Genomic DNA, 26,472 nt, shown 5'->3' on the forward strand with positions numbered 1-26,472 from the left:
GGTACTGCAGGGGGGACCCTGTGGGAGAGTAGGACACCGCCGAACAAATATTACGGGAAACCCCCGCACCTCACGGTGCGGGGGTTTTCTGCGTTACGGTGCATTCTATGTACACGTATGCGGTGAGGGTCGTACGGGCTGAAGAGTGGGCCCTGGTGAAGGACCTGCGGTTGCTTGCGCTCAGGGATCCGGTGGCACCGCTGGCCTTTCTGGAGACATATGAGGCTGCTGTGGCGCGGCCCGACTCCTTCTGGCAGGAGCGGGCGGCCGGGGCGGCCGAGGGGGCTGCCGGCGTACGGCAGTTCGTCGCCGAGGCGGAGGACGGGCAGTGGGCGGGCTCGGTCACCATGCTCGTGGAGGAGGCTGGGAGCGTCGACTGGGCCGGTTTCCCCGTGGAACGGCGTCAGGGGCACCTCGTCGGGGTCTATGTGCGGGACGAGTGGCGGGGCGGCGGAACGACGCGGGCGCTGATCGACGCCGCCGTCGACTGGGCCTGGGAGTCGGGGGTCGAGCGGGTGCGGCTCATCGTCCACGAGAAGAACGCGCGGGCGCAGGGGGCCTACCGCAAGGCGGGGTTCATACCGAGCGGGCGGACCGTGCAGTTGGGGCAGGGGGCCGGGGAGGCCGAGTACGAGTTCGTCCTCGAGCGTCCCGAGGCGTCAGACCGGTAGGTCGTGATGCGGCCAGCGGGCCTTGGCCTGTTCGCGGGAACGGAGCAGGGCCAGGGTGGGCAGGCCGCGATCGGTGCCGGTGGCCAGCAGGTCGGGGAGCTGGGGGATGGGGGCCACGGCCGCCACATCGTCCAGGACCAGGGACATTGGTGGGTCGAGGCGACCGGAGGATGACCGTTCGGCCATGCGCCGCCCGCGCTCGACCACGCTGGAGACGAGGGCCGTCAGGAGCGGCATCGCGCCGGGACTGGCCCTGGGGTCCTCGATTGATTCACCGAGCACATAGAGAGTTCCCCCTTCGTCCACGAAGGAATCCAAGGCGAGGGCGTCAGTTCGGTTGGGAGTGCACGCCTCGCGGATGTTCACCGTGGACAGGGCGGAGAGGGCACGGGAGGTCAGTTCCTGGGCGATGTCCCGGCGTTCGGGGTGGGCGGTGAGGGCGGCTTCGAGTTCGCCCGCCGCGCCCGGGGCGGCCTTGGGGCTGGTCCGGAGGGTGCGGACGGCTTCCTGGATGCCGGTGCCCTGGGACCAGCGGTGGACGTGGCGGATGGTGCGGCCGTCGATGGCCGCGGCGTGCAGGTAGCTGCGCAGGAGGGTTTCGGCGGTGTCGCTGACCGCCTGGTCGAGCCGCGAGCTGGGGCGCACGGGGGCGAGGAGTGCCGTCGCGCGTGCGGTCGCGGTCTGTCTGTCCTCGCAGCCCGTGGTGGGGGACCAGTGGAGGCGGGCCGGGGTGTCGCAGAGGTGGCCGGGGTCGTACAGGTGGACCGGGCCCAGTTTGGCTCGGGCGTCCTTGGTCTCCTGCCAGAGGGCGGGGCTGGAGGTGAGGATGACGGCGGGGCCCTCGGCGTCCCGGATGGCCTGGATCGCGGTCGCGTGGCGGATCTCCGGCGGGGCGTAGTGCGCCGCGCCCTCGAAGCGGTTGGCTTCCCATCCGGCCGCCCGTTCACCTGGCACAGCCGGGAAGAGAGCGGCGGCGGCAGCGGATGTCGAGGGCTGTTGCGGCTGCGGCTGCGGTTGGAGGGACGGTGAGAGCGAGGCGGGTGGCGCGGCCGGCGTCGGCTGGAGAGACTGCGTCGGTGCCGGCGGCTCGGTGTCCGTCCTGGTGGCGGTCTCGACGCGTTGGGTCGGCACCTCGTGGTGCGTCGGTGGCGTCACGGTCTCCTGAACGGGCATCGGAGCCGGTGTCAGGTCCGCGCGCTTCCTCGCTCGTACCGCCCGCCATCGGGCGAGTGTCCCCATCACGAACACGGTGAGGACGAGCAGGATCATCACCTGGCCGATGAACATGCCCCAGAACAGCCCGTAGCCCGAGAAGTCCGCCGCTTCCGCTTCGGGCCAGGCGCCGGGGATGTCGTGGGGCCGGGCGATGAGGTGGCGCATGGCCAGCGGGGTGCGGGTGAAGGTGACGCCCGCGGGCCAGGAGCCGTGGGCGAAGAGGGCCGCCAGGCCGGTCGCCGTCCAGACCAGCAGGGTCATGCCGAGCAGGAACGCGAGTATCCCGACCAGCAGGCCGTCGGGGACGCCTCCCTGGCCGTGGCCGGGGTCGCGGCGCTCGTCTCCCGGTCTCATGGCGACCCCCTCTCCCGCGCTACGCCACCGTCGACTCGGACGAGCCGTCCAAGTCGGCCAGGTGCTGTTCCATGAAGGCCGCCGCTCGTCGTTCCTGTTCCAGTTCGGCGGCGAGCAGTGCGTCGTCGTCGGACATGGTGCGGTCGGTGGAGGATTCCGTCATCGCCCGGTCGGTGAAGACGAGGGGCCGTTCCGTCTCGGTGATCAGGTGTTTCACCACCTGCACATTGCCGTTGACGTCCCAGACCGCGATGCCCGGGGTGAGGGTGGGGATGATCTCCACCGCCCATCTGGGCAGGCCGATGACCCGGCCCGTCGCCCTCGCCTCGTCCGCCTTCTGGGCGTAGATGGTCCGGGTCGACGCCATCTTCAGGATGGCCGCGGCCTCCTTCGCCGCCGCTCCGTCCACCACGTCGGACAGGTGGTGGACGACCGCCACGAACGACAGGCCGAGGCGACGGCCGAACTTCAGCAGTCGCTGGAACAGCTGGGCCACGAACGGGCTGTTGATGATGTGCCAGGCCTCCTCCACCAGGAAGATGCGCTTCTTCCGGTCGGGGCGGATCCAGGTGTGCTCCAGCCAGACCCCGACGATCGCCATCAGGATCGGCATGGCGATCGAGTTGCGGTCGATGTGTGACAGATCGAACACGATCAGCGGAGCGTCCAGGTCGATGCCCACCGTCGTGGGGCCGTCGAACATGCCCCTGAGGTCACCGTCGACCAGGCGGTCCAGGACCAGTGCCACGTCCAGGCCCCAGGCGCGTACATCGTCTATGGCCACGTTCATCGCCTCCGCCGACTCCGGCTCGGGGTGGCGCAGCTGTTCGACGATGTCGGTCAGGACGGGCTGGCGCTCCACGATCGTCTCGTTGACGTAGGCGTGGGCGACCTTGAGCGCGAAGCCCGAGCGCTCGTCCAGGCCGTGGCCCATCGCCACCTCGATGATGGTGCGCAGCAGCGCGAGCTGGCCGGTCGTGGTGATCGACGGGTCCAGTGGGTTGAGGCGGATCCCGTGGTCCAGGGCGGCCGCCGGGTCCAGGCGGATAGGAGTTATTCCCAGCGCCTGCGCGATGAGGTTCCATTCGCCCACGCCGTCCTCGCCCTGTGCGTCCAGGACGACGACCTGGCGGTCGCGGAAGCGCAGCTGGCGCAGGACGTAGGTCTTCTCCAGCGCCGACTTGCCGTTCCCGGACTCGCCGAGGACGAGCCAGTGCGGGGCGGGGAGCTGCTGGCCGTACAGCTGGAAGGGGTCGTAGATGTAGCCCTTCCCGGAGTAGACCTCGCGGCCGATGATGACGCCGGAGTCGCCTAGGCCGGGGGCGGCCGTCGGCAGGTACACCGCCTGGGCCTGGCCCGTGGAGGTGCGCACCGGCAGCCGGGTCGTCTCGACCTTGCCGAAGAGGAAGGAGGTGAAGGCGTCCGTGAGGACGGACAGCGGATCCCGCATCAGCTCATCAGCCCCTACCTTCGGATTCCGGTGGCGAACGGGAGGGTGTTCACGAACGCCCGGTGGTGCTCTCGGTCGCACCACTCCAGCTTCAGGTACGACTTGCCGGCCGACGCCCTTATCGTCCGTTTGTCGCGGGCCAGGGCCTCGGGATTGCGGGAGGAGACGGTGATGTAGCCGACCAGGTTCACGCCCGCCGCGCCGGACGCCAGGTCCTCGCCGCGCTGGTCCAGTCGGGAGTGGGCGGCCACGTCGCGGGGGTCGACGGTGCGGTTCATCTTGGCGGCCCGGCTCGCCTCGGCGTCGTCGTTCGTCTTCTCCGTCAGCATGCGTTCGATGGCGACCTCGGTGGGTTCGAGGTCCATGGTCACGGCGACGGTGCGGATGACGTCCGGGGTGTGGACGAGGAGCGGTGCCAGGAAGTTGACGCCCACCGGGGTCATCGGCCACTCCTTCACCCAGGCCGTGGCATGGCACCACGGGGCACGGGTCGACGACTCGCGGGTCTTGGCCTGGAGGTACGTCGGCTCCATGGCGTCGAGCTCGGCCGGCCAGGCGTTGCGCTTGGTCATCGCCTGGATGTGGTCGATGGGGTGGTCCGGGTCGTACATGGAGTGGACGAGGGAGGACAGCCGGCCCTGGCCCAGGGGCTGGCGGACGCGGATGTCCGCCTCCTGGAGGCGGGAGCAGATGTCCGTCAGCTCGCGGGCCATGACCACCGCCAGGCCCGCGTCACGGTCCAGTTTGCGGCCCGACCGGGGGCGGGCGGCGCGGGCCATGGCGTGGGCCTCGGCGGACAGCTCGCGGGTGTAGTGCATACAGGCGACGAGGTAGGCGCGGTGCTGCTCGCTGCTCGTGGACACCATGGACTGGAGCTGGTCGTAGGAGCGGGCCAGCCAGTCGGGGGACTTCTCGTCCCCGCGCACGGCGACGTCCTTGGCGTGGGCGTCGGGGTCGGCGGGGAGGGTGCGGGCGAGCATCTGGATGCGGGTGACGAAGCCGTCGCCGTTCGCCACGTGCTTGAGAAGGGTGCCGAAGCGGTCGACCAGGGCCTCCTGGTCCTCGCTGTCGCGCAGGCCGACGCCCGGGCCCTCGATCTCGATGGCGGCCGTCACCGTTCGGCGGTCGGCGTGCAGGAGTACGGCGATCTCGTCGGGGCCGAAGGGGGCGGCCAGCCAGTTGATGCGGCCGATGCCCGGGGGCGGGCCGATCTCGATCTCCTGGCCGTCGAGCCGGGTGCCCGCCTCCATGACGGTCGAGCGGTAGGCCGTGCCCTGGCGCAGGGTGCGCTTGTAGCTGCGGTTGATCTCGAACCACTTGTAGAACGTGCGGTGCTTGTACGGCACGTAGACGGCGGCCAGCGCGATCATCGGGAAGCCGCTGAGCAGCACGATCCGCAGGGCGAGGACGGGGACGAGGAGGCCGCACATCATGCCGAGGAACGCGCCGACGACGATGAGCGCGATCTCACCGGTCTCGCGGTTGCGGCCGACGATCGCGTTCGGCCGGGCGCGGCCGATCAGATATGTACGGCGGGGCGTGATCGCGTGGGACACGTGGGAATCAGCCGTCAACGCCCTTCACCTCCCGTGCGGTTGTTGCTGCTGTTGCGGGTGTTGCTTGCGTGCGGGGTGTTGACCGGGCTGCTCGCGCGGGGTGCGGGTGCGGCGGAGGGGACAGATCCGCCGCCCCCGTTCGGGGTGCGCGAACTGTGCGCGGCGACTCCGCCTGAGGCGGGATTGGAGGGGCGGGCGCCGGAGGACCCGGACTGGCCGCCGCCGTTGTTGTCCGCACGGGTGCTGTGCGTCTTGATGCCCTGGGCGACGAGGGTCGCCGGGGAGCTGATGACGGCCGCCGCCTTGCCTTCGGCGCCCTGCATGATGCGGTTGTTGCGGGAGCCCGCGATCTCGTCGCCGAAGCCGGGGACGAAGCGGTAGATCATCGCGCTGGCGAAGATGGCCAGCAGGATGATGGAGAGGCCGGAGACGACGGCGGAGAAGGCGTTCGGGCCGTCGGCGGAGGACAGTGCCCCGGCGAGGCCGAGCACGATCACGATGACCGGTTTGACCAGGATGACGGCGATCATGATGCCGGCCCAGCGGCGGACGTGGCTCCACAGGTTCTTGTCGACCAGGCCCGCGTAGACGACGGTGCCGAGCAGGGCCCCCACATAGAGGAGGGCGGCCCGGATGACGAGCTCCAGCCACAGCACTCCGGCCGCGAGGATCGACACCAGGGACACCACGATCAGCATGATCGGGCCGCCGCCGATGTCCTCGCCCTTGGCGAGGGCCGCGGAGAAGGTGCCGAAGAACGTGTCGGTCTGGTTGCCGGTGGTCTTCGCGAGGACGTCGGTGATGCCGTCCGTGGCGGAGACGACCGTGTAGAGGATGAGCGGGGTGAAGGCGGAGGCCAGGACGGTCAGCCAGAGGAAGCCGACGGCTTCACCGATGGCGGTGGTGAGGGGGACTCCGCGCACCGCCCTCTTGGCGACGGCCAGCAGCCACAGCAGGAGGGTCAGGACGGTCGAGGCGGCGAAGACGACGGCGTACTGCTGGAGGAACCGTTCGTTGGTGAAGTCGACGGTCGCGGTCTCCTTCACCGCCTCGCTGAGCTTGTCGACGGTCCAGGACGCGGCGTCGGCACAGCCCTTGGCGAGGGAGGAGAGGGGGTCGAGGGTGTCGGAGACGCCGGGGTTGGTGGTGGACGAGGGGTTCTCGCCCCTCTCGCAGTAGTCCCTGGCGGGGCCCCGGATGAGTTCGCTGCACGCGCTGTTGCTCGGGGACGTGGAGGGGGACGGCGACGGGCTGGGCGTCGGCGCGGCGAGGGCACGGGTGGCCGTCAGTACCGCGACCGTCTGAACGGCCGCCAGGGCGGCCGTCGCCTTGAGGACGAGGTGCTTAGCGCGCATACGTGAACCCTCCGTACTCCTCGACGGCCTTCGTCATGTCGTCGGCGGTGGAGGCCTGCTGGTCCCGCCCGACCGGGACGGGTCCGTCCTTCTGCTGGAAGTCGGTGATCTTCCAGTCGCCGTTGACCCAGTCGAGCTGGTAGGTGGTGGTGAACCAGCTCTCGGACACCGGATTGGTGGAGGCTTCGCCCGAGAGACCGAAGAGCGACGTGTACCAGAGCTCGACCGTTGCCTTGCCGGCGGTGGAGGCGGTGACCTTGGTGCCTACAGGAATGACACGGGAGACGAAGGCCTGACCGTTCGGCGCGGAGCCGTCCTTGTCGAGCCCGATGTTGCTCAGGAACGTCTCGCTCGAGTAAGCGGTGTCCAGGGCCGACTGCTTGTTCGCGGCGACGTCCGGTGCGTACACGGTGTTGACGATCTCGTGTCGCAGGTCCGTGTTGAACATGTCCGCCGAACCCAGCGCGATGCCGTAGTTGGCGGCTGCGCTCTGCGCACCTTGCGCGTCGTGCGCGTACCCGGTGGGAATGGTGCCGCTCTTCGATTCCACCGGCTTCGTGCCGGTGGCCGCCGTGCTGGTCGCGTCGGGTTTGTCGCCGGTCGCGCCGCTGGCCGAGGTGGAGGGGGAATCGTCTCCTCCGCGGTTCGCGAAGGCGATCGCCGCGATGAGGAGGACGACGACGCCGACCACCGTGACCAGGCTCCGTGAGGACGAACGGCCGCCGCCTCTGCGGGCACCGCCGTAGGGGTCGTTCTCGGGCAGCCGGAGGCGGGTCCTGCCGTACCCGTGCCCCTCGTCGGAGCGCGCGGATTCGCCGTAGTCGTGTTCGTCGCCGGGAGTCATGCCGCGTAGGCCCCCTCGCTGCCGTACCGGGACGCGTACAAGTACGACGGTAGCCGTGCTGGTTCCCGCGCGGGCGCGGTGTGGTGACTCGACATCAGGGACATCAGGGAAACGCAACCTCAGCCGGTGGGCACGACAGGTGGGTGGGGGTGGCGGGCCGGGCGTGCCCGGACGGTACTGGGGGTGGTGCGGAGGCCGCGGCTACACGGCCATGCCGTACACGATGGTGAACAGCGTCCCGAGGGAGCCGATGATGAAGACCCCCGTCAGCCCGGCGATGATGAGGCCCTTGCCCTGTTCCGCGCTGAAGGTGTCCCGCAGGGCGGTCGCGCCGATGCGCTGCTTGGCCGCGCCCCAGATGGCGATGCCGAGGCAGAGGAGGATGGCGACCGCCATCACGACCTCGATCATCACCTTGGCCTCGTTGCCCAGGCTGCCGAAGGGCCCCCAGTCCGGAGCGATCCCACCGATGATGGTGTTGATGTCGCCTTTGTCGGCCGCAAACAGCATGTAAGTCACCGCCCCTGATGGGTAGTTCCGCAGTTCCTCTGCGGGTGTGCAGAGGTCACGCCTCATTCTCGCCGACAAAGTCGCCGTCGTAAGTCGACTTGGCGTCATTGGCGGACGGGAGTCGTACGAATAGCTCGTATGGTCACTCTGTGTATCACGACAGGTCACGCCGGGCAATGAGGCCGGAGCGGAACCTGTGGTGTGGTTCCGTCGTTAGCCCACTTCACGGCCCTGCGCCGTTTCTGACGGCTGGTCGGGTGAGCGTACGTTTCGATGTTCTCATGACGTAGCGCACACCGGGCATGGCGAACGGGCCACGGCTGGATGCCGAGGCCCGTTCGCCCTTTCACCACGTGTGGCCCCCACGGCCCACGGTGGCGGTTCTGTTGCGGCTTTCGCCTGACGCGAGGTCAGCCGGTGAAGGCGTCCGTCCCTTCCGGGGTGCCGAGGCCGGTGGGGCCGTCGTAGCCCGACTTGGCGGTGCAGAGGTAGGCGGCGCTCGAGGAGCAGGTGCCGTTGCTGCCGCTGGTGACGTCGTTCAGGGCGGAGGTGCCGGCGGCCGCGTAGGGGTAGGAGGCCGGGTAGTCGCCGCTGCCCGGGGTGCCGGCGAGGGCGTAGACCGCGGCGATGACGGGCGCGGAGGCGCTGGTGCCGCCGAAGGTGTACCAGCCGGCGGTGACGCCGTAGGAGTCGTAGACCGAGACGCCGGTCGCGGGGTCGGCCACGGCCGAGACGTCGGAGACGGTGCGCTTGGCGCAGCCGGTGTCGGTCTGCCAGGTCGGCTTGGTGTCGTAGGCGGAGCAGCCGGAGCCGGTGCCCTCGGTGGAGCTGGTGTTCCAGACCTTCTCGGTCCAGCCGCGGGTCGTGGAGGAGGTGGACAGGGCGGTGCCGCCGACGGACGTCACGTACGGGGAGGCGGCCGGGTATTCGGCGCCGTAGCCCTCGTCACCCGCGCTGACGGTGATGGCGACGCCCGCGTGCTTGAAGTACGAGGTGTCGTACGACGTGTCCGAGGAGGACTCCGAGCCGCCGTAGCTGTTGGAGACGAACTTGGCGCCCAGGGTCACGGCCTCGTTGACGGCCTTGCCGAGGTTGGCCATGGAGGCGGAGGTGGCCTCGACGAGCAGGATGTGGCAGTTCGGGCAGACCGCACTGGCCATGTCGAGGTCGAGTGACTCCTCCTCGGCCCAGCCGCTGTCTGCGCTGGGGAGGGAGGTGGTGGAGCCGCTCTGGCTCACCTTCTTGAAGCAGCCGTTGGCGACCGTGCAGGCGGGGAGGCCGTAGTACGTGCGGTACTTGGCGAGGTCGGCGGCGGCGTTGGGGTCGTCGTAGGCGTCGACGATGGCGATGGTCTCGCCGGAGCCGTTGTCCGCGGCCGCGTCGGTCAGGCCGTAGGCGTCCTGGAGGTCGGACGGGCCGTAGCCGGTGGGGCTCGCGGCGGCGGCCTTCGGGGTGACCTTGGCGGTCTTGCCGGTCTCGGCGGCGCGTTCCTTCTGGAAGGCCGTGGTGCCGCCGGTCACGCGGAAGGAGTGACAGGCCAGGTCGCCCTGGTGCTTGGGGGTGGCGCAGGGGGTGGCTGCCCAAGTGACCTTGGCGGGCGTGGTCTTGGTGGGGGTCGGGGGTGCCGCGCTCGCGTGGGCCGCGGTGCCGAGTCCGGCGAGCACGAGAGCGGCGGTGCCGAGGGCCGAGGCGCCGATGCGGCGCCATCTGCCGGATATGGCGGAGGAGTTGGGGGAAGTCGTCGTACGCAACGGACAGCTCCTGAAGATGGGGTGACAGGGGCGGTGCGGGTGGGGGGTGATGCGTGCCACCGGTACGTGGTCCCCGGTGGCGGGCGGCGGCCCGCGGACGACTGTTCCCTTGTTGAGTACGCGACAACAAGACGGGTGGCGGAATCCTGACTTCCGCAATACTGAAGGGGGTTCGGGGATTGCTGATCAATGGCGGGCGGATGGTGCGGCGATGGCCGGCGCTTGACCTCGGGCGGGCCGGCGCCGTCGTGGCGGCCGGCCCGTGGGGATGTGCGGGGACTGTGGCGTCGTCGTCTCAGGGCCGGGGCACGCTGATGGCGAGGACGGCCGTGTCGTCGTCGACGCCGGTGCCGAAGGTGTCGAGCAGCTCACGGATCGCGGCGACGGCGTCGGTCGCGGTGGTGGGCGCGAGAGTTCGGGCGAAGTCGAGGAGCGCCTCGTCCCCGTAGCGGTCGTCGTCGCTGTTCGCGGCCGTGTGGGCCTCGGTGAGGCCGTCGGTGTGGAGCAGCAGGGTGTCGCCCGCCTCCAGGTGGACGGTGGTGGTGGCGATGTAGGCGTCGGGCAGGACGCCGATGAGCTGTCCGCCGGGGGTGTCCAGGTGGCCGACGCTTCCGTCCGCCCGCAGGAGCAGGGCCGGGGGGTGGCCGCCGCCGGCCAGGGTGATGCGGAAGCCGCCGTGGTCGGTGTCGGGGGTGAGCAGGCCGAAGACGACGGTGCAGAACCGGGGGTCGTCGCCGTTGTACTCGTGGTTGAGGACGGTGTTGAGGTTGCTCAGGACGGCGGCCGGGTCCGGGTCGTAGACCGCGGCGGCACGCAGGGTGTAGCGGGCCAGGGAGGTGACGGCCGCGGCCGCGGCGCCCTTGCCGCAGACGTCGCCCAGGAACAGGCCCCAGGTCCCCGCGGCGAGCGGGAAGAGATCGTAGAAGTCGCCGCCGACCTTGTCGGGGGAGGCGATGTGGTAGTGCGCGGCCACGTCCAGTCCGGGCACGCTCACCAGCGCCGGAGGCAGCAGCGTTTGCTGGAGGGTGGCGTTGAGGCGCAGGAGCTCTTCGCGTTCGTCCTCCGCCTCCTGCCGGGCGCGCAGCAGTTCGGTCTCGTAGGCGCGTCGGTCGCGGGCGTCGAAGACGGTGGTGTGGATCAGCATCGGCTGCCCGTCGCTGCCGGTCTTGACCGTGGAGGTGACCAGCACGGGCAGACGGCTGCCGTCGGTCGCCTGGAGTTCCAGGGCGATCCCGCTGATCTCGCCCTGCATGCGCAGCAGCGGGCCGAAGTGGGTCTCGTGGTAGATACGGCCACCCACGGTCAGCAGGTCGGAGAACGTCCTGCGGCCCACCAGGTCGCCGCGGGAGTGGCCGAGCCAGTCCAGCAGGGTCGTGTTGATCTTTGCGATCGTGCCGTCCGGCGTGGTGGAGACGAAGCCGCACGGCGCGTGCTCGTACAGGTCCTCGACGCTGTCCTCCAGCAGCGCGGAGAGCGCCGCCCGGTCGTCGCCGGGCTGCGCCTCGGGCGGCGGGTGTTCGCCGCTCGCGCCGTTGCCGGTCCCGCTCATCGTCGTGGGGCGGTGACGCAGGGGGTGATCGCGGGGGCCGTTTCCTCCGGTGCGGCGGCCTGGAGGCGGCGGTCGGCCGCGTCCGGGGTGACCGGCCGCCTTCCGCTCCGCACAGTCATGCGACGTGCAGTCATACGTCATATTCTCGCAGAGCGTCGCCTTCGCGGTCGGGAACGGCAACCGCACACGTGTTCACGTCGGGCGGACCGGTCGTCACAGACGGTGAAGGGGTGGCGGGGTGAGTGTCACCCGCGCCGGGCGGGCCGGGGGGCGGGAGTACAGTCTGCTCGCCGCGCCCCGTGCCGGACCGGGCAGCGCGGCTTCCTTTTCCTCTGCGGGTGCCGGCCAGGTGACGTCATGACGAGTACGCAGGACCGGCCCGAGCTGACCGACCCCGTTGCCGACGGGCCGGCGGCGGAGCGGGTCCAGGAGCGCGCCGTGCGGATACGCCGTCGCCTGGAGCGGCTGATCGGCATCGCGGCGACCGAGGGCAACGCGCTCACCGCCCTGCGCAACGGAGACGAGATCTTTCCGGCGATGCTGGCGGCCATCCGGTCCGCCGAGCACACCGTGGACATGATGACGTTCGTGTACTGGCGGGGGGACATCGCCCGCGAGTTCGCGCGGGCGCTGGCCGACCGGGCCCAGGCGGGTGTGCGGGTGCGGCTGCTGCTGGACGGGTTTGGCAGCCGGCTGATCGAGAAGGAACTGCTGGAGGAGATGGAGCGGGCCGGGGTGCAGGTGGCCTGGTTCCGCAGACCCCTGACCCTTTCGCCGTTCAAGCAGAACCACCGCTGCCATCGCAAGGTCCTCGTCGTGGACGAGCAGGCGGCGTTCACCGGCGGTGTCGGTATCGCCGAGGAGTGGTGCGGCAACGCCCGCAACGAGCGCGAGTGGCGCGACACCCACGTCGAGGTCCGCGGGCCGGCCGTGGACGGCATCGCCGCCGCCTTCGCGCAGAACTGGGCCGAATGCCACGACGAGCTCTTCGACGGCCGCGACCGGTTCGTCGCGCACCGCCCGCAGGGCGACGCGGTGGTGCAGGTGGTCCGCGGCTCGGCCAGCTTCGGCTGGCAGGACATGCAGACCCTGATCCGGGTGATGCTGGAGTCCGCCGAGGACCGCTTCCGGCTGGCCACCGCCTACTTCTCGCCGGACGTCTTCTTCATCGAACTCCTGTGCGCCACCGCGCGGCGGGGGGTGGAGGTGGAGATCCTGCTGCCCGGTCCGTACACCGACAAGCGGGTCTGCCAGCTGGCCGGCCAGCACTACTACGAGGACCTCACCGCCTGTGGCGTGAAGATCTACCAGTACCAGCCGACGATGATGCACGCCAAGGTCATCACCGTCGACGGCGTCGCCGCGCTGGTGGGCTCGACCAACTTCAACCGGCGGTCCCTCGACCACGACGAGGAGATCATGCTCGCCGTGCTGGACCAGCAGTTCACGGCCACGCTCGACGGCCACTTCGACGACGACCTGAAGGCCGCCGCGCTGATCCGGGAGGGCCGCTGGAAGCGGCGTTCCGCGCTCCAGCGGGCGCGAGAGGTCGCCGTCATGCCCATCCGCCGTTTTCTGTGACGCCCGCACGCCGTGTTTTCGGGCGATCCGTATTCCCGGGAATCCCGCACATATGCATTCAAGATTTGAGGGCGTGAAGGGAATTTCGTGGGGCACTTGAATCAGCGGAGGTTGATAATCATGGTTCCCCTGCTTGTTGTTCTGCTTCTCGCGCTCATCCTTTTCGGTGCCGGGTTCGCCCTCAAGGCCCTGTGGTGGATCGCCGTCATCGTACTGGCGGTCTGGCTGGTGGGCTTCGTGGTCCGACCCGCCGGACATGGTGGCCGAAAGGGCCGCTGGTACCGCTGGTAGTCACATCACCGGTACGAAGGGCCCCGTCGGCCATTGCTTACGGGGCCCTTCGGTATGCCCACGCTATTCGGTCCGGTCGTTTTCCAGTACACCCTCGACGAAGTGGTCGAATTCCCCTGCCTGAACTCCCAGCACGAACGCGTCCCACTTTCTGCGGTTCGTCGTGACGACGTTCTCCGGGTCACTGGTCACTCGGAGGTAGACGGGTGCCTCGCCGTCGTCTCCCTCGCCGAAGGCGATCTCGATCCAGGGGCTGGGCCCGGTCGCGTCCGGAGGGGCCGCGCGGGTCCAGATGAGGTCGCAGGGGATGTCAGCCACCCGCCCACCGTATCCCCGCGCTGGTGGAAAGGTGCCGTGGGTGGAGTGCGGGTAGCGTCGTAGGAGAAGGATGCGTCTGACGTTTCTCTCACCTTCGTGGGACACAGTGAACCCGATGAAGCGAAACGCCCTGCTCGGTGCGGTCGTCCTGCTGGCCGTCACCTCCGCCTCGGAAGCGGCCGCCGACGGTGGACCCGGGCCCCTGGGGGTGACGGCCGTCGCGGCGGCCACGGCGCAGTCGGAGCGGGTCGGCGCGCTGTTCGCCGCCGGCGACGCCGACGCCGGCAGACTCGCCGGTGAGCACTTCTGCACCGCCTCCGTGGTGCACAGTCCGCACCGCGACCTCATCGTCACCGCCGCGCACTGCCTCGGTGGGGCGGGCGAGCTGGCCTTCGTCCCCGGGTACCGGGACGGCAGGGCCCCCTACGGGATCTGGCGGGTGGAGCGGGTCTTCCTGCCCGACGGATGGGCGCAGGGGCAGGACGAGGACAGCGATGTGGCCTTCGCGGTCCTCCACGGCCGGGGTGGCGAGGACGTCGAGGACGTGGTCGGCGGCAACCGGTTCGCGACGCGTACCAGCACCGGGGCGACCGCCGTGACCGTCACCGGGTACCCCGACTCGCTCGAGGTGCCGGTCCGCTGCACGAACCGGCCCACCGCCCACAACTCCACCCAGCAGCGCATCGACTGCCCCGACCTCACCGGCGGGACCAGCGGCAGCCCCTGGGTGAACGGCGACGGCGAGGTGGTCGGCGTCCTCGGCGGGCACGAACAGGGCGGGGCGACGGCCGACATCTCGTACAGCGTGGTCCTGGGGCCGGAGGCCGCGGAACTCTACGAGGACGCGGCCTCCGGCCCCTGAGGCGTCACGCGACGCGGTGGACGAGCTGGGTGGTCAGCTCGTAGCGCGCGCCGACGACGGCCAGCTCGCCGGCGGAGATCTTCGCCGCGAGGTCGGGCTCGGCGGCGAGGCGGGAACGGACGGCTCGTATGTGGGCGTCGATGGTCGAGTCCACGCGGGCATCGCCCTCCTTCGCGCGGTCGATGTACGGGTTGATCTGGTCGGCCAGGTACTGGATGTGCCGGGGCAGGCTCGTGCCGGTGAGGTCCGCCTGGACGGCCGCCTTCACGGCGCCGCACGACTGGTGGCCGAGGACCACGACCAGGGGTATGTCGAGTTCGAGCACGCCGTACGCGACGCTGCCGAGCACGGCCTCGTCCAGGACCTCGCCCGCGCTCCGGACGGTCATCAGATCGCCCAGCCCCTGGTCGAAGACCAGCTCCGGCGGCACCCGGGAGTCGATGCAGCCGAGGACGAGGGCGAAGGGCTGCTGACCGCCCGTCAGGCTCCGCCGGACGGCCGGAGTCTCGTCCGGGTGCCGCTCGCGGAAGGTGCGCCAGCGGCGGTTGCCGTCCGCCAGTTCCCGCAGGGCCGCTTCGGCCGTGGTGGGGCGGGACGCGGTGCGGGGACCGGCGCCGGGCGCGGCCGTGGCGGCTGACGCCGGGGCGGTGCCGAGGGCCGCGCCGCCCAGGGCCACGGCCCCGGCCATGCCACCGCGCAGCAGGGCGCGGCGGGCGGTGGTGGGGAAGGTGTCTTCGGTGATCACGGGGTGGAACGTATGTCCGAGCCCGAAGTCCGGTGCCCGCGTTGCCCGATCATGGCGAAGGATGGGGAATCCGAGGCCGTTCGATGGTGGACGCTTGAGCCGTCCCGGGCCCGCCCTTTACGCGACCCGGCGGTGACGGACGCGCGGGGAAGTCGGCTCCGACGCCCCCTCCTGACCGGATGAGGTGCCCCGTTCGACGCGTAACCCCCTTGCGGAACGGGTGAGTCGGGATGAGGCACGTGTCGCGTGGGGCGCGGTGGCCGCCACGTGCGGTTTCTCCTTGTTCGTGATCACCCCGCGGCAGGGGAGCCGCCTCTACACTGTCCGGGGCGGACTCCTGGGCGGCGAGGGGCGGTTGACGGTGCGTAGGACATGGATCGTGGCGACCGCTGCCGTCAGTTCCGGTGCCGCCTTCATGATGGCGCTCGTCATCGGGGTCTACCTCGTCGGCGGGAGCGCCACGAGCGGGGTGGGCGGTGCGGGCAGAGCACTGGCCAAGGGCGCCGTGCCCGCCGCCTACCAGACGCTTGTGCAGAAGTGGGGCAATCTGTGCTCCGCCATCAGCCCCGCGCTGCTCGCCGCCCAGCTCTACCAGGAGAGCGGGTTCAACCCGAGGGCGCAGAGCGCCGCCGCCGCGCAGGGGATAGCGCAGTTCATCCCGGGCACCTGGGCCACGCACGGCATCGACGGCGACGGCGACGGCGACCGCGACGTCTGGGACCCGAATGACGCGATCCCGTCGGCCGCGTCCTACGACTGCCAGCTCGCGTCGTACGTGAAGGACGTCCCCGGGGACGCCACGCACAACATGCTGGCCTCGTACAACGCGGGGGCCTACGCGGTCATCAGGTACGGGGGCGTGCCGCCGTACAAGGAGACCCAGAACTATGTGAAGACGATCACGACTCTGGCGGAGTCCTTCGCCGCGCCGGTCAGCCGGGTGGATCCGTCCGAGCAGGCGGCGGGGGCCATCTACTACGCCCAGAAGAAGCTCGGCACGCCCTACCTCTGGGGCGGCAACGGCACCGCTGACCAGGGAGGACGCTTCGACTGCTCCGGGCTGTCCAAGGCCGCCTACGAGAGCGTCGGGATCACGCTGCCGCGGGTCGCCAACGACCAGTACAACGCGGGGCCGCATCCGCAGCGCAGCGAGCTGCTGCCCGGGGACCTGGTGTTCTTCTCCACCGACCCGAACAACTCGCGGGCCATCCACCACGTGGGGATCTACGTGGGGGGCGGGTACATGATCAACGCGCCGTACACCGGGGCCGTCATCCGGTTCGACCCCATCGACACGGCCGAGTACTTCGGGGCCACCCGCGTCACCGAAGATGGCGCGAAAGCGCTCCCCACGACCGTCTGAAGGATGCCCGCACCCGGCCCCTGAGCTGCGGGGATCTATCTCTCTTCGATAACGTCTGCGTGATCATTCAGTGGAGAGTGGAACGTATCAACCGGGGCCGTGCGTTCCTGTTGGACGGGCGCATGTGAGGTGTGCCGAGCAGAACACGACGAAGGGGCCGCAGCACCATGGCTGGACTCGCCGAATCCGGGTCGAACCCGGACGTCGACCTGCTCTATGACATCAACGGGCTCGCGAAGGACGCTCCGCACTGGCTCGACCGGACCGTCGAGTTCGTGGGCGAGTACGGGCTGCTGCTCGCCATGGTGCTGCTGATCGTGTGGTGCTGGTGGGGGGTCAGACGGCGGCCCGGCGGGGCCGAGGAGGCCGCGTCCTCCGTCGCCGCCCTGATCTGGGCGCCGCTCGCCGCCGGCGTCGCCGTGCTGGTGAACGTGCCGATACGGGGATTCGTGGAACGGCCCCGGCCCTTCCTCGACCACGAGGGGCTGGAGGTGCTCGTCTCCGGCAAGACCGACTACTCCTTCGTGAGCGACCACGCCACCCTCACGATGGCCATGGCCGTCGGACTGTTCGTCGCCCACCGGAAGTTCGGGCTCGTCGGGATAGGGGTCGCCCTGCTCGAAGGGTTCTGCCGGATCTTCATGGGCGTGCACTATCCGACGGACGTCGTCGGCGGGTTCGCGCTCGGGACCGCGGTGGCCCTGCTGCTGTCGCCCGTCGCCTCCATGCTGCTCACCCCGGTGCTGAAGGCCGTCGACCGGTCGCCCCGGGTCGGCTGGGTCGTGCGCGGCCGGGCCGCCCGGGTCGGCGAGCGGGACGGATTCATCCCCGGCGCGCGGCCCGAGGTCGCCGCCGAGGAGCGGGATCTCGCGGCCTAGGGCAGTACGTCAGAGGGCCTGGGGGTAGCTGAAGAAGCCGTTCGGGTCGTACTGCTTCTTCAGCCGGGTCAGGCGCGGCAGCGCGTCGCCGTAGTAGGCCTTGCGCCAGTTCGTGAGCGTCGGGTCCGCGTAGTTCTGGTAGGCCGCGCCCGAGGCGTACGGGGCCATCGCCTGGTGCGCCGTGTTCAGCCAGGACTGGGCCGCCGTCCCCGCCGTCCCGGCCCGCCACGCGCCGATGTACTGCGCCAGCATGCGTGAGCGGCGGTGGACGAACGCGGTGGCCGTCGGCGAGACCCGGTTCACCGCGCCGCCCAGCGCGGTGAGGGCGATGCTGCCCGAGCCGCCCTGGACGGACTTCAGCTGCTTCAGGAGGGTCTGGATGCCCGCCGCCGAGAGCGAGGCGTCGAAGAAGTCGGAGCGGGCCGCGTATGTCTCCCGGCCCAGCGCGCCCTGCGGGGAGCGGCCCGGTGTCGAGCCCGGCAGATGGCACTGGGCGTCGGAGGAGAACGACGAGCAGCCGGCGTAGATCTCCATCGCCGCCTCGTACGTACGGCGGCGGAGCGAGACGTTCGTCGCGGGGGCGCCCACCCGGTCCGCGAGCCGGTCGACCGCGTTCTGGAGCTGGCCGTACGTGCCGATGCAGAACGCGGCGACGGAGATGGTGGGGGTGCCGCCGGTCGCGTTCGCCAGGTGCAGGGAGGACCAGATCTCGTCGGGCTGGGACGGGCCCCACTCCTGCCAGGCCTTCACCACCGCGGCCGCCTTCGACCAGGGCCAGGTGAGGTAGCCCGTCACCGCCTGGGGCGCGGGGTGGGTCTTGAACTCCAGCTCCGTGACGATGCCGAAGTTGCCGTTGCCGGCTCCGCGCAGGGCCCAGAAGAGGTCCTTGTTCGTCGTCGCGTCGGCGGTGAGCTGCTTGCCGTCCGCGGTGATGATCGTGGCCCGGGTGAGGCTGTCGCAGGTCAGGCCGTAGGCGCGGGACACGACGCCGTGGCCGCCGCCCAGCACCAGGCCGGAGACGCCGACCGTCGGACAGGAGCCCGCCGGGATCGTCACGCCCTTCGCGGCGAGCGCCCGGTAGACGTCGATCAGCTTCGAACCCGCGCCGACCACGGCCGAAGTGCCGCTCGCCCGGACCCGGTTCAGCTTGGAGACGTCGACGATCAGCCGGCCGTCGCCCGAGGACCAGCCGCCGTAGGAGTGGCCGCCGTTGCGGATCGCGGCCTTGATCTTGTGGGCGCGGGCGTAGGCCAGAACCGTGCGGATGTCGTCGGCGTGGGCGACGTAGGCCACCGCCGCCGGCTTGAGGTTGTCGAAGCGGGTGTTGTAGAGCTGGCGGGCCGCGGCCCAGGAGGCTTCGCCGGGGCGGACCAGGGTGCCGTCCAGGTCGCGGGCGAGCGCGGGCCAGTTGGCGGGGGCGGCGACGCTGGTCGTGGTCAGGGGGGTCGTGGTGGTGTCCCCGGTGGCCGGGGCGGAGCCGTCCGCACTGCCGCCGTTCGCCTTGCACGCGGTCGCTGCCGCCGCGACGGCGGCCGTGCCGCCCGCGATGAACGTACGCCGTTCCATGTTCTTGCGCCTTCCCTCGGCCGCCTGTCGGCTTCATGCGCCTTCACGGAGCGAGACGGGGTCATGGGACCACAGGTTCCAGCGGGGTCCGGCGGTGACGCAACAGTGACGTCAGCCGGTCGGACGGTCGGTGTCGGCCGGTAGGCACCGGCCGGCAGGTGTGGGTCGGTGCGTGTCGGCCGGCACGTGGGGGCCGGTACGTGTGGGTCGGTCAGCCGCCCGTGTGCAGCTCCCCGTCCGCTCTCGCCATGCTTCTGGCCCTGCGGGCCGGGCCGCGCCAGCCGCAGGTGCAGCGGGCGAGGCAGAACCTGCCCTGTTCGACGGTCGTGGTGCTGTGTTCCCCGTTGGTGCGGGGGTGGGTCGATCCGTCCTGCTGCGTCACAAGGACAACGTTACCCAGGATCGGTGGTGAACCCGCATGGCGGTCGCAGGCCTTCGGACCGGCGTGACGGCGGCACTTACCCGTCGTTAAGCGGAACGACAGGAAGTCCGTGACGGACGTACCGGTTGGGGGTGCACAGGCCATGGCGGAGCGGCGGCGCGGGCTGATGGGCGCGATGGTCCTTTCGGGACTCGTGGCGGGGGTCTGTGCGGGAGCCGCCGGGTGTTCCGCCGGCGGGGCCGCCGCGGAGGACGGCCGGGCGGCCGACCCCGTCGAGACCTTGCACCGGGCCGCCGACACCCTCGTCGCCGCGGGCACGTCGAAGGCCCGTACGTCGATGGAGATGGCCACCGGCGGGACCCGGGTGACCATCCGGGGCCAGGGGGTGTACGACTACCGCAAGCAGCGCGGTGAGCTGAAGGTGCTGCTCCCGCAGGATCCGGCCGGGACCAGTGAGCACCGTCCCATCACCGAACTCCTCGCGCCCGGAGCCCTGTTCATGAAGAACCGGGGGGCCGGGGTGCCGGACGACAAGTGGGTGCGGGTGGAGACGGCGACCCTGTCCGACGGGAACCTCGTGACCGGCGGGGCCACCGATCCGTTCGCCGCCGCCGAGGTGCTGCGGGGGACGCGTACGGCGACGTACGTGGGGAGGACCGAGGTGGCCGGGACGGCGGTGCGGCACTACCGCGGGACCGCCGATCTCGCGGTGGCCGCCGACGAGGCTTCGGCGGGGGGACGGGATGCGCTGCGCGCGGCGGCGAAAGGGTTCGCCACGGCGCGGGTGCCGTTCGACGTCTACCTCGACGACGAGGGGCGCATCCGCAAGGTCCGGCACCGGTTCAGCTTTGTGAACGGGCAGCAGAAGGAGGCCGTCGCGGTGGCCTCCACGACGTTGCTGTACGACTTCGGGGCGCCCGTCGAGGTGCGGCTGCCGGCCCCCGGCGACATCTACGCGGGGCGGATCGCGGAGGAATGAGCCGGTACCGGTGCGGAACGCGCCTGTGCCGGGTGGCCCTGGGCGAGCGTTTTCGGCCACCGGGTGGACACAAGGACTAGCCCGTCCGTGCCATGCGCGCGGTGTATAGCGCTCCCTACTCTAGGAAGTCGGTGACGGCAGGGACGAGGTGATGCGCGTGGCTCCGGGCGGCGGTACGGCAGTTCAGGACCACGAGGCCCTCGCCGAGATCGAGCTGTGCGGGGAGCTGATCATCGCCGCCTCGGCGGCCGGGGAGGAACGGCTCAGTCTCGAGAGCATCGACCAGGTGCTGCGGGTGGGGGAGGAACGGGCGGGTGGCGACCCCGGGACGGGGGCCGGCATGGGGGCCCGTGCGGGGCGCTGATCAGGTGCGCAGCAGACGGCCGATGGCCTTGGTCGCCTCTTCCACCTTTGCGTCGATCTCGTCGCCGCCCCGGAGCGCCGCGTCGGCGACACAGTGGCGCAGGTGTTCCTCCAGGAGCTGGAGCGCGAACGACTGCAGGGCCTTGGTGGAGGCGGAGACCTGGGTGAGTATGTCGATGCAGTAGGTGTCCTCGTCGACCATGCGCTGCAGGCCGCGGATCTGGCCCTCGATGCGGCGCAGGCGTTTGAGGTGCTCGTCCTTCTGCTTGTGGTAGCCGTGGACCGTCCCGGGGGCGTGGTCCGCTTCGACGCCGGGTTCGGCGGTGGGTTCGCCGGCCTGTGTGGTCGTCATCGTGTCCTCCAGCGCTCCGGCTCCGCACCTATACCCCTACTGGGTATATCGTACCGAACTTCCTTGGGTATACGGCCCGAGCAGGGACTTCGCCGGCCGCTCACCGGTCGGTCGCCCCCCTCCCGGTCGCTCTGTCCGATGGGCGACACTGGTGGACGGCCCATTAGCCGTGGCCGGATGATGCGCCTAGCATCAGCCTGACCGAAACCGATGCATCCTGAGGACCCCAACGTGCGCTTTCGTCTGACCCCCAGGGAGACGAGCTTCTACGACATGTTCGCCGCATCCGCGGACAACATCGTCACGGGCTCGAAACTCCTGATGGAACTGCTCGGGGCGGACCCCGCCGGCCGGGCCGAGATCGCAGAGCGTATGCGGGCCGCGGAACACGCAGGTGACGACGCCACCCATGCGATCTTCCACCAGCTGAACTCCTCGTTCATCACGCCCTTCGACCGCGAGGACATCTACAACCTCGCGTCCTCCCTCGACGACATCATGGACTTCATGGAGGAGGCCGTCGACCTGGTCGTCCTCTACAACGTCGAGGAACTGCCCAAGGGCGTCGAGCAGCAGATCGAGGTGCTGGCACGGGCGGCCGAGCTGACGGCCGAGGCCATGCCCAACCTGCGGACCATGGAGAACCTCACCGAGTACTGGATCGAGGTCAACCGGCTCGAGAACCAGGCCGACCAGATCCACCGCAAGCTGCTCGCGCATCTCTTCAACGGCAAGTACGAGGCCATCGAGGTGCTCAAGCTGAAGCAGATCGTGGATGTGCTGGAGGAGGCCGCCGACGCCTTCGAGCACGTGGCCAACACGGTGGAGACCATCGCGGTCAAGGAGTCCTGAGCCCTTAATGGACACCTTTGCTCTGATCGTGACCATCGGCGTCGCGCTCGGATTCACTTACACGAACGGTTTTCACGACTCCGCGAACGCGATCGCCACGTCCGTTTCGACCCGGGCGCTGACGCCTCGGGCGGCGCTGGCCATGGCGGCGGTGATGAACCTCGCCGGCGCGTTCCTCGGGAGTGGTGTCGCGCACACCGTCAGCAAGGGGCTGATCGAGACGCCCGACGGGGCGAAGGGGATGGGGATCCTCTTCGCCGCGCTGGTCGGGGCGATCGTCTGGAACCTGGTCACCTGGTACTTCGGGCTGCCTTCGTCGTCCTCGCACGCGTTGTTCGGCGGCATGGTGGGCGCGGCGCTCGCCGGTGGTACGGACGTCATCTGGTCCGGCGTCCTCGACAAGGTCGTCATCCCGATGTTCGTCTCACCGGTGGTGGGGCTCATTGTCGGTTATCTGGTGATGACGGCCATTCTGTGGATGTTCCGCCGGTCCAACCCGCACAAGGCCAAGCGGGGCTTTCGGATCGCTCAGACGGTTTCCGCCGCGGGTATGGCGCTGGGGCATGGTCTCCAGGACGCGCAGAAGACGATGGGCATCGTGGTGATGGCGCTCGTCATCGGCGATGTGCAGGGGGCCGACGATCCGATTCCGGTGTGGGTGAAGATCGCTTGTGCGGTGATGCTTTCGCTGGGGACGTATGCGGGTGGGTGGCGCATCATGCGGACTCTTGGACGGAAGATCATCGAGCTTGATCCGCCGCAGGGGTTCGCCGCGGAGACGACCGGGGCGTCGATCATGTTCACCACGGCGTTTCTGTTCAAGGCGCCGATCTCGACCACGCATGTGATCACTTCGGCGATCATGGGTGTCGGGGCGACGAAGCGGATCAATGCCGTGCGGTGGGGTGTCGCCAAGAACATTGTTCTGGGGTGGTTCATCACGATGCCGGCGGCGGGGTTTGTCGCTGCGTGCGCGTTCTGGGTGGTGAACGTGGCGTTCCTGTAGGGGGTGCTTGGCCCACCCACCCGCCCGACTCGGTGGGGTGAGTGCCCCCGCCACGGGGCTGCGCCCCGGACCCCTCGCGGGGACTGCGTCCCCTGCATCCCGGGTGTCCGCCCACCCACCCGCCCGACTCGGTGGGGTGAGTGCCCCCGCCACGGGGCTGCGCCCCGGACCCCTCGCGGGGACTGCGTCCCCCGACACGCCGGGTGTTCCTCACCCGTCCGGCTCGGTGGGGAGAGGGCTTAGGCTGCGCCCCGGACCCCCGGCGGGGACTACGTCCCCCGCACCTCTCTGGGACTCCGTCCCCGGGTCCCCCCCCGCGGGGGTTCCGTCCCCTCCACCCCGGCGGTCATTCCGTCCCCCGCGCGACGCCCCGGACCCCCTGCGGGGACTGCGTCCCCCGCACCTCTCTGGGACTCCGTCCCCGGGTCCCCCCCGCGGGGGTTCCGTCCCCTCCACCCCGGCGGTCATTCCGTCCCCCGCACCCCCTCCGGGGACTCCGTCCCAGGTCCCCCGCGCGGGACCCCGTCCCCAGCCCCCCACGGGGCTTCGCCCCACCCCCCCACGGGTTCGCCCCGTCCCCCACGGGGCTTCGCCCCACCCCCGCTCAGCCGCTGGAGGCACACGCGTGGGCCCGCCCCCCGTCCGGGGGGCGGGCCCTTTGCGTCCTCGCGGTGGCACCGCCATGCAGCACCGCGAGGGGTCTTGGTGGGGTGGGGCTCAGCCGAAGCGGCCCGAGATGTAGTCCTCTGTCGCCTGGACCGACGGGTTGGAGAAGATGCGCTCCGTGTCGTCGATCTCGATCAGCCTGCCGGGCTGGCCTACGGCGGACAGGTTGAAGAAGGCCGTGCGGTCCGAGACGCGCGCCGCCTGCTGCATGTTGTGCGTCACGATGACGATCGTGAAGCGTTCCTTGAGTTCGCCGATCAGGTCCTCGATCGCCAGGGTGGAGATGGGGTCCAGGGCCGAGCAGGGCTCGTCCATCAGGAGGACCTTCGGTTCCACCGCGATGGCGCGGGCGATGCACAGCCGCTGCTGCTGGCCGCCGGACAGGCCCGAGCCGGGCTTGTTGAGGCGGTCCTTGACCTCGTTCCAGAGGTTCGCGCCCTTGAGGGACTTCTCGACGACGTCCGCCAGTTCCGACTTCTTGTAGCTGCCGTTCAGCCGCAGGCCCGCGGCCACGTTGTCGAAGATCGACATGGTGGGGAACGGGTTCGGGCGCTGGAAGACCATGCCGATCTCGCGGCGGACCGAGACGGGGTCCACGCCCGAGGCGTACAGGTCCTCGTCGTCCAGGAGCACCTTGCCCTCGACCCGGCCGCCCGACGTCACCTCGTGCATCCGGTTCAGCGTGCGCAGGAACGTCGACTTGCCGCAGCCGGAGGGGCCGATGAAGGCCGTCACCGAGCGCGGTTCGACCGTCATCGAGATGTCCTCGATCGCCTTGTGGGATCCGTAGTAGGCGGTCAGTCCGCTTACGTCGATTCGCTTCGCCATTTTTTCTACTTCACTTCCAGTCAGTCGCTGAGGGGGCCCCGTGCGGCAGAAGCCGCTGATCGCTGAGTCAGCGACCGGTCTTCGGGGCCTTCCAGCGGGCGATGCCGCGGGCCACCATGTTGAGGATCATCACGAAGGCGATCAGGGTGAGCGACGCCGCCCAGGCGCGGTCGTAGGCCGCTGTCGAACCCGCGCTCTGTGAGTACTGCTGGTAGATGTACAGCGGGAGCGACGCCTGCGCACCCTCGAAGGGGTTGGCGTTGATGAACGGGTTTCCGAAGACGAGGAGGAGAACCGGCGCCGTTTCGCCCGCGATACGGGCGATCGCCAGCATCACGCCCGTGATGATGCCGCCGATCGAGGTCGGGACTACCACCTTCAGGATCGTGCGCCACTTCGGGACGCCCAGGGCGAGGGACGCCTCGCGCAGCTCGTTCGGGACCAGCTTCAGCATTTCCTCTGTTGAGCGTACGACGACCGGCATCATCAGGATCGCCAGGGCGAGGGAGCCCGCGAAGCCGAAGGGCTGCATGTCGAGCATCAGCATCAGGCTGAGGATGAACAGGCCCGCGACGATCGACGGGATGCCGGTCATGACGTCCACGAAGAACGTGACCGACTTGGCCAGGCCGCCCCGGCCGTACTCGACCAGGTAGATCGCCGTCAGGATGCCGATCGGGGCACCGATCGCGGTCGCCAGGCCCACCTGCTCCAGGCTGCCGAGGATCGCGTGGTAGATACCGCCGCCGGCCTCGCTGTCCGCCACCACGCCCATCGAGTGGGTGAGGAAGTAGACGTCCAGGACCTTCACGCCGCGCTGGATCGTCGTCCAGAGGAGGGAGACCAGCGGGACCACGGCCAGGAGGAACGCCACCCAGACCAGGGTTGTCGCGATCCGGTCCTTCGCCTGGCGGCGGCCCTCCACCTTCGCGGCGATGCCGAAGGTGCCGAGGATGAAGAGGATGCCGGCGATCAGGCCCCACTGGACCTTGCTGTCCAGGCCGCCGGCGAGGCCGATGACGACCGCGAGGGCGAGCGAGCCGGCTGCGATGGCCCAGGGGGACCAGCGCGGGAGGCTGGCGCCTTGGAGCGTGCTCGGGGACTTGTCGGCTACTGCTGCTGCGTGGCTCATGCGTTGGCCCCCGAGTACTCACTGCGGCGGGCGATGATCATGCGTGCCGCGCCGTTGACCAGCAGGGTGATGACGAACAGGACCAGACCGGAGGCGATGAGCGCGTCCCGGCCGAACTCGGTCGCCTCGTTGAACTTGCTGGCGATGTTCTGGGCGAAGGTGCCGCCGCCGGGGTTGAGGAGGCTGGCGTGGATGTCGAAGTCGGGGGAGAGGACGGTGGCCACCGCCATCGTCTCGCCCAGCGCGCGGCCGAGGCCGAGCATCGAGGCCGAGATGACTCCGGAGCGGCCGAAGGGGATCACCGACATGCGGATGACCTCCCAGCGGGTGGCGCCCAGCGCCAGGGCCGCCTCCTCGTGCATCTGCGGGACCTGGCGGAAGACCTCGCGGCTGACGTTGGTGATGACCGGAAGGATCATCACGGCCAGCAGGATGCCCACCGTGAGCATCGAGCGCGGGGCGCCGTCGTCCCAGGAGAAGACGCCGGTCCAGCCCAGGTAGTCGTTCAGCCAGCCGAACAGGCCGTCCATGTGCGGTACGAGGACCAGGGCGCCCCAGAGGCCGTACACGATGGACGGGACGGCGGCGAGCAGGTCGATCACGTACGCGACGGGGCCGCTCATGCGGCGCGGGGCGTAGTGCGTGATGAAGAGGGCGATCGCGACGGCGATCGGGACGGCGATGACCATCGCGATGATCGACGAGACCACCGTGCCGAAGGCCAGGACCGCGATGCCGAACTTCGGCGGGACGAGGCTGGTGTTCCACTCGAAGGTGGTCAGGAAGTTGGCGTCGTCCTCGCTGATGGCGAGGTACGCCCGGTAGGTGAGGAAGACCGCGATCGCGGCCATGATCACCAACAGGAAGATGCCCGAACCGCGGGAGAGGGCGAGGAAGATCCGGTCACCGGGTCGGGTGGCACCGCGCGCCGCACGCTTCTGCTCGGCGGTCACGGCCGGCGGGGCGACAGGAGGCGGGGTGTCGTCCGTGTCTGTGTTCTGTGTCGATATGTCCATGGAGGTCTCCGGTCTGCGGAACCGCCTGCGGGTGTGG

General features: G+C 70.1%; 26 protein-coding genes. 10 read left to right on the top strand and 16 right to left on the bottom strand.

Annotated elements, in window-relative coordinates; all coding sequences use genetic code 11:
* Positions 1 to 107: 107 nt before the first annotated feature.
* A complete protein-coding gene (locus tag ACFVYS_RS30245) occupies positions 108 to 671 on the top strand; it encodes a GNAT family N-acetyltransferase (protein WP_389507143.1) in 564 nt (187 codons plus the stop codon).
* On the opposite strand, the gene ACFVYS_RS30250 is transcribed toward ACFVYS_RS30245, so the two are convergent.
* The 8 genes from ACFVYS_RS30250 to ACFVYS_RS30285 all read right to left on the bottom strand — a co-directional run bounded on the left by ACFVYS_RS30250 (position 660) and on the right by ACFVYS_RS30285 (position 11,255).
* A complete protein-coding gene (locus ACFVYS_RS30250) occupies positions 660 to 2,240 on the bottom strand; it encodes a type VI secretion protein (RefSeq protein WP_389507145.1) in 1,581 nt (526 codons plus the stop codon). The two genes, ACFVYS_RS30245 and ACFVYS_RS30250, sit on opposite strands and share 12 nt — an antisense overlap.
* 19 nt (positions 2,241 to 2,259) lie before the next feature.
* Positions 2,260 to 3,690 (bottom strand): ATP-binding protein, encoded by a 1,431-nt coding sequence (locus tag ACFVYS_RS30255; protein WP_062645566.1) that lies wholly within the window; start codon positions 3,688 to 3,690, stop codon positions 2,260 to 2,262.
* 14 nt (positions 3,691 to 3,704) lie between these two features.
* Positions 3,705 to 5,264, bottom strand: a complete 1,560-nt coding sequence (locus ACFVYS_RS30260; RefSeq protein WP_389507147.1) for an SCO6880 family protein — start codon at positions 5,262 to 5,264, stop codon at positions 3,705 to 3,707.
* Positions 5,261 to 6,601: a hypothetical protein gene (locus ACFVYS_RS30265; RefSeq protein WP_389507149.1), complete on the bottom strand. Its 1,341-nt coding sequence runs from the start codon at positions 6,599 to 6,601 to the stop codon at positions 5,261 to 5,263. The genes ACFVYS_RS30260 and ACFVYS_RS30265 overlap by 4 nt, the downstream gene beginning before the upstream one ends.
* Entirely contained in the window at positions 6,591 to 7,445 is an 855-nt protein-coding gene (locus ACFVYS_RS30270) for a hypothetical protein (protein WP_389507151.1), read from the bottom strand. The genes ACFVYS_RS30265 and ACFVYS_RS30270 overlap by 11 nt, the downstream gene beginning before the upstream one ends.
* Positions 7,446 to 7,646: 201 nt before the next feature.
* Positions 7,647 to 7,955: a hypothetical protein gene (locus ACFVYS_RS30275; RefSeq protein WP_003991275.1), complete on the bottom strand. Its 309-nt coding sequence runs from the start codon at positions 7,953 to 7,955 to the stop codon at positions 7,647 to 7,649.
* A 410-nt stretch (positions 7,956 to 8,365) separates the two neighbouring features.
* The gene (locus ACFVYS_RS30280) at positions 8,366 to 9,706 is read right to left on the bottom strand and encodes a peptidase S8 (protein ID WP_389507153.1); all 1,341 of its coding nucleotides are present in this window, start codon (positions 9,704 to 9,706) and stop codon (positions 8,366 to 8,368) included.
* 295 nt (positions 9,707 to 10,001) lie between these two features.
* Positions 10,002 to 11,255: a PP2C family protein-serine/threonine phosphatase gene (locus ACFVYS_RS30285; RefSeq protein WP_389507155.1), complete on the bottom strand. Its 1,254-nt coding sequence runs from the start codon at positions 11,253 to 11,255 to the stop codon at positions 10,002 to 10,004.
* Positions 11,256 to 11,612: 357 nt separating this feature from the next.
* On the opposite strand from ACFVYS_RS30285, the gene ACFVYS_RS30290 reads away from it, so the two are divergent.
* Positions 11,613 to 12,836: a phosphatidylserine/phosphatidylglycerophosphate/cardiolipin synthase family protein gene (locus ACFVYS_RS30290; RefSeq protein ID WP_389507157.1), complete on the top strand. Its 1,224-nt coding sequence runs from the start codon at positions 11,613 to 11,615 to the stop codon at positions 12,834 to 12,836.
* Positions 12,837 to 12,956: 120 nt separating this feature from the next.
* Complete coding sequence (locus ACFVYS_RS30295) at positions 12,957 to 13,127, top strand: hypothetical protein (protein ID WP_028807375.1); 171 nt, start codon at positions 12,957 to 12,959, stop codon at positions 13,125 to 13,127.
* Positions 13,128 to 13,190: 63 nt separating this feature from the next.
* Here ACFVYS_RS30295 and ACFVYS_RS30300 read toward each other — a convergent pair whose 3' ends face one another.
* Positions 13,191 to 13,445, bottom strand: coding sequence for a DUF397 domain-containing protein (locus ACFVYS_RS30300; RefSeq protein WP_389507159.1), 255 nt, complete (start codon positions 13,443 to 13,445; stop codon positions 13,191 to 13,193).
* Positions 13,446 to 13,560: 115 nt separating this feature from the next.
* Between ACFVYS_RS30300 and ACFVYS_RS30305 the strand changes: the two genes are divergently transcribed.
* The gene (locus ACFVYS_RS30305) at positions 13,561 to 14,307 is read left to right on the top strand and encodes a trypsin-like serine peptidase (RefSeq protein ID WP_389507161.1); all 747 of its coding nucleotides are present in this window, start codon (positions 13,561 to 13,563) and stop codon (positions 14,305 to 14,307) included.
* Between the two features lie 4 nt (positions 14,308 to 14,311).
* Here the strand turns inward: ACFVYS_RS30305 and ACFVYS_RS30310 are convergent, their stop codons facing one another.
* Positions 14,312 to 14,995: a carbonic anhydrase gene (locus ACFVYS_RS30310; RefSeq protein WP_389507287.1), complete on the bottom strand. Its 684-nt coding sequence runs from the start codon at positions 14,993 to 14,995 to the stop codon at positions 14,312 to 14,314.
* A gap of 412 nt (positions 14,996 to 15,407) precedes the next feature.
* Between ACFVYS_RS30310 and ACFVYS_RS30315 the strand changes: the two genes are divergently transcribed.
* Positions 15,408 to 16,415 (top strand): NlpC/P60 family protein, encoded by a 1,008-nt coding sequence (locus tag ACFVYS_RS30315; RefSeq protein WP_389507163.1) that lies wholly within the window; start codon positions 15,408 to 15,410, stop codon positions 16,413 to 16,415.
* Between the two features lie 167 nt (positions 16,416 to 16,582).
* Positions 16,583 to 17,293, top strand: coding sequence for a phosphatase PAP2 family protein (locus ACFVYS_RS30320; RefSeq protein WP_389507165.1), 711 nt, complete (start codon positions 16,583 to 16,585; stop codon positions 17,291 to 17,293).
* Positions 17,294 to 17,302: 9 nt separating this feature from the next.
* On the opposite strand, the gene ACFVYS_RS30325 is transcribed toward ACFVYS_RS30320, so the two are convergent.
* Together ACFVYS_RS30325 and ACFVYS_RS30330 are read right to left on the bottom strand one after the other, a co-directional pair.
* Complete coding sequence (locus ACFVYS_RS30325; protein ID WP_389507167.1) at positions 17,303 to 18,859, bottom strand: FAD-binding oxidoreductase; 1,557 nt, start codon at positions 18,857 to 18,859, stop codon at positions 17,303 to 17,305.
* A gap of 211 nt (positions 18,860 to 19,070) precedes the next feature.
* Positions 19,071 to 19,241, bottom strand: coding sequence for a hypothetical protein (locus ACFVYS_RS30330; RefSeq protein ID WP_389507168.1), 171 nt, complete (start codon positions 19,239 to 19,241; stop codon positions 19,071 to 19,073).
* A gap of 142 nt (positions 19,242 to 19,383) precedes the next feature.
* Here ACFVYS_RS30330 and ACFVYS_RS30335 point away from each other — a divergent pair, with 142 nt between their 5' ends.
* Positions 19,384 to 20,220: a hypothetical protein gene (locus ACFVYS_RS30335; protein WP_389507170.1), complete on the top strand. Its 837-nt coding sequence runs from the start codon at positions 19,384 to 19,386 to the stop codon at positions 20,218 to 20,220.
* A gap of 151 nt (positions 20,221 to 20,371) precedes the next feature.
* Positions 20,372 to 20,584 (top strand): hypothetical protein, encoded by a 213-nt coding sequence (locus ACFVYS_RS30340; RefSeq protein ID WP_389507172.1) that lies wholly within the window; start codon positions 20,372 to 20,374, stop codon positions 20,582 to 20,584.
* Here ACFVYS_RS30340 and ACFVYS_RS30345 read toward each other — a convergent pair whose 3' ends face one another.
* Positions 20,585 to 20,935, bottom strand: a complete 351-nt coding sequence (locus ACFVYS_RS30345; protein ID WP_389507174.1) for a metal-sensitive transcriptional regulator — start codon at positions 20,933 to 20,935, stop codon at positions 20,585 to 20,587.
* Positions 20,936 to 21,166: 231 nt separating this feature from the next.
* Between ACFVYS_RS30345 and ACFVYS_RS30350 the strand changes: the two genes are divergently transcribed.
* Positions 21,167 to 21,787 carry a DUF47 domain-containing protein gene (locus tag ACFVYS_RS30350; protein ID WP_057579445.1) on the top strand — a complete coding sequence of 207 codons (621 nt, stop codon included), beginning with the start codon at positions 21,167 to 21,169 and terminating at the stop codon, positions 21,785 to 21,787.
* Between the two features lie 7 nt (positions 21,788 to 21,794).
* Positions 21,795 to 22,793 (top strand): anion permease, encoded by a 999-nt coding sequence (locus tag ACFVYS_RS30355; RefSeq protein WP_389507176.1) that lies wholly within the window; start codon positions 21,795 to 21,797, stop codon positions 22,791 to 22,793.
* A gap of 717 nt (positions 22,794 to 23,510) precedes the next feature.
* Here the strand turns inward: ACFVYS_RS30355 and pstB are convergent.
* The 3 genes from pstB to pstC all read right to left on the bottom strand — a co-directional run bounded on the left by pstB (position 23,511) and on the right by pstC (position 26,435).
* Positions 23,511 to 24,287: a phosphate ABC transporter ATP-binding protein PstB gene (gene pstB / locus ACFVYS_RS30360; protein WP_389507178.1), complete on the bottom strand. Its 777-nt coding sequence runs from the start codon at positions 24,285 to 24,287 to the stop codon at positions 23,511 to 23,513.
* 67 nt (positions 24,288 to 24,354) lie between these two features.
* Positions 24,355 to 25,419 carry a phosphate ABC transporter permease PstA gene (gene pstA / locus ACFVYS_RS30365; protein ID WP_389507180.1) on the bottom strand — a complete coding sequence of 355 codons (1,065 nt, stop codon included), beginning with the start codon at positions 25,417 to 25,419 and terminating at the stop codon, positions 24,355 to 24,357.
* Positions 25,416 to 26,435, bottom strand: coding sequence for a phosphate ABC transporter permease subunit PstC (gene pstC, locus ACFVYS_RS30370; RefSeq protein ID WP_389507182.1), 1,020 nt, complete (start codon positions 26,433 to 26,435; stop codon positions 25,416 to 25,418). The genes pstA and pstC overlap by 4 nt, the downstream gene beginning before the upstream one ends.
* Positions 26,436 to 26,472: the final 37 nt, after the last annotated feature.

Origin of the sequence: Streptomyces sp. NPDC058295, assembly GCF_042880655.1 — a bacterium.
Taxonomy (GTDB): Bacteria; Actinomycetota; Actinomycetes; order Streptomycetales; family Streptomycetaceae; genus Streptomyces; species Streptomyces coriariae.

Excerpts from the sequence above, each read along its gene's own strand:
- ACFVYS_RS30245 (WP_389507143.1), top strand. The coding sequence starts at position 108 with ATGTACACGTATGCGGTGAGGGTCGTACGGGCTGAAGAGTGGGCCCTG.
- ACFVYS_RS30270 (WP_389507151.1), bottom strand. The coding sequence starts at position 7,445 with ATGACTCCCGGCGACGAACACGACTACGGCGAATCCGCGCGCTCCGAC.
- pstA (WP_389507180.1), bottom strand. The coding sequence starts at position 25,419 with ATGAGCCACGCAGCAGCAGTAGCCGACAAGTCCCCGAGCACGCTCCAA.
- ACFVYS_RS30335 (WP_389507170.1), top strand. The coding sequence starts at position 19,384 with ATGGCGGAGCGGCGGCGCGGGCTGATGGGCGCGATGGTCCTTTCGGGA.
- ACFVYS_RS30345 (WP_389507174.1), bottom strand. The coding sequence starts at position 20,935 with ATGACGACCACACAGGCCGGCGAACCCACCGCCGAACCCGGCGTCGAA.
- ACFVYS_RS30295 (WP_028807375.1), top strand. The coding sequence starts at position 12,957 with ATGGTTCCCCTGCTTGTTGTTCTGCTTCTCGCGCTCATCCTTTTCGGT.
- ACFVYS_RS30320 (WP_389507165.1), top strand. The coding sequence starts at position 16,583 with ATGGCTGGACTCGCCGAATCCGGGTCGAACCCGGACGTCGACCTGCTC.
- ACFVYS_RS30340 (WP_389507172.1), top strand. The coding sequence starts at position 20,372 with ATGCGCGTGGCTCCGGGCGGCGGTACGGCAGTTCAGGACCACGAGGCC.
- ACFVYS_RS30255 (WP_062645566.1), bottom strand. The coding sequence starts at position 3,690 with ATGCGGGATCCGCTGTCCGTCCTCACGGACGCCTTCACCTCCTTCCTC.
- ACFVYS_RS30285 (WP_389507155.1), bottom strand. The coding sequence starts at position 11,255 with ATGAGCGGGACCGGCAACGGCGCGAGCGGCGAACACCCGCCGCCCGAG.
- pstC (WP_389507182.1), bottom strand. The coding sequence starts at position 26,435 with ATGGACATATCGACACAGAACACAGACACGGACGACACCCCGCCTCCT.
- ACFVYS_RS30265 (WP_389507149.1), bottom strand. The coding sequence starts at position 6,601 with ATGCGCGCTAAGCACCTCGTCCTCAAGGCGACGGCCGCCCTGGCGGCC.
- ACFVYS_RS30290 (WP_389507157.1), top strand. The coding sequence starts at position 11,613 with ATGACGAGTACGCAGGACCGGCCCGAGCTGACCGACCCCGTTGCCGAC.
- pstB (WP_389507178.1), bottom strand. The coding sequence starts at position 24,287 with ATGGCGAAGCGAATCGACGTAAGCGGACTGACCGCCTACTACGGATCC.
- ACFVYS_RS30310 (WP_389507287.1), bottom strand. The coding sequence starts at position 14,995 with ATGGCCGGGGCCGTGGCCCTGGGCGGCGCGGCCCTCGGCACCGCCCCG.
- ACFVYS_RS30355 (WP_389507176.1), top strand. The coding sequence starts at position 21,795 with ATGGACACCTTTGCTCTGATCGTGACCATCGGCGTCGCGCTCGGATTC.
- ACFVYS_RS30275 (WP_003991275.1), bottom strand. The coding sequence starts at position 7,955 with ATGCTGTTTGCGGCCGACAAAGGCGACATCAACACCATCATCGGTGGG.
- ACFVYS_RS30325 (WP_389507167.1), bottom strand. The coding sequence starts at position 18,859 with ATGGAACGGCGTACGTTCATCGCGGGCGGCACGGCCGCCGTCGCGGCG.
- ACFVYS_RS30250 (WP_389507145.1), bottom strand. The coding sequence starts at position 2,240 with ATGAGACCGGGAGACGAGCGCCGCGACCCCGGCCACGGCCAGGGAGGC.
- ACFVYS_RS30305 (WP_389507161.1), top strand. The coding sequence starts at position 13,561 with ATGAAGCGAAACGCCCTGCTCGGTGCGGTCGTCCTGCTGGCCGTCACC.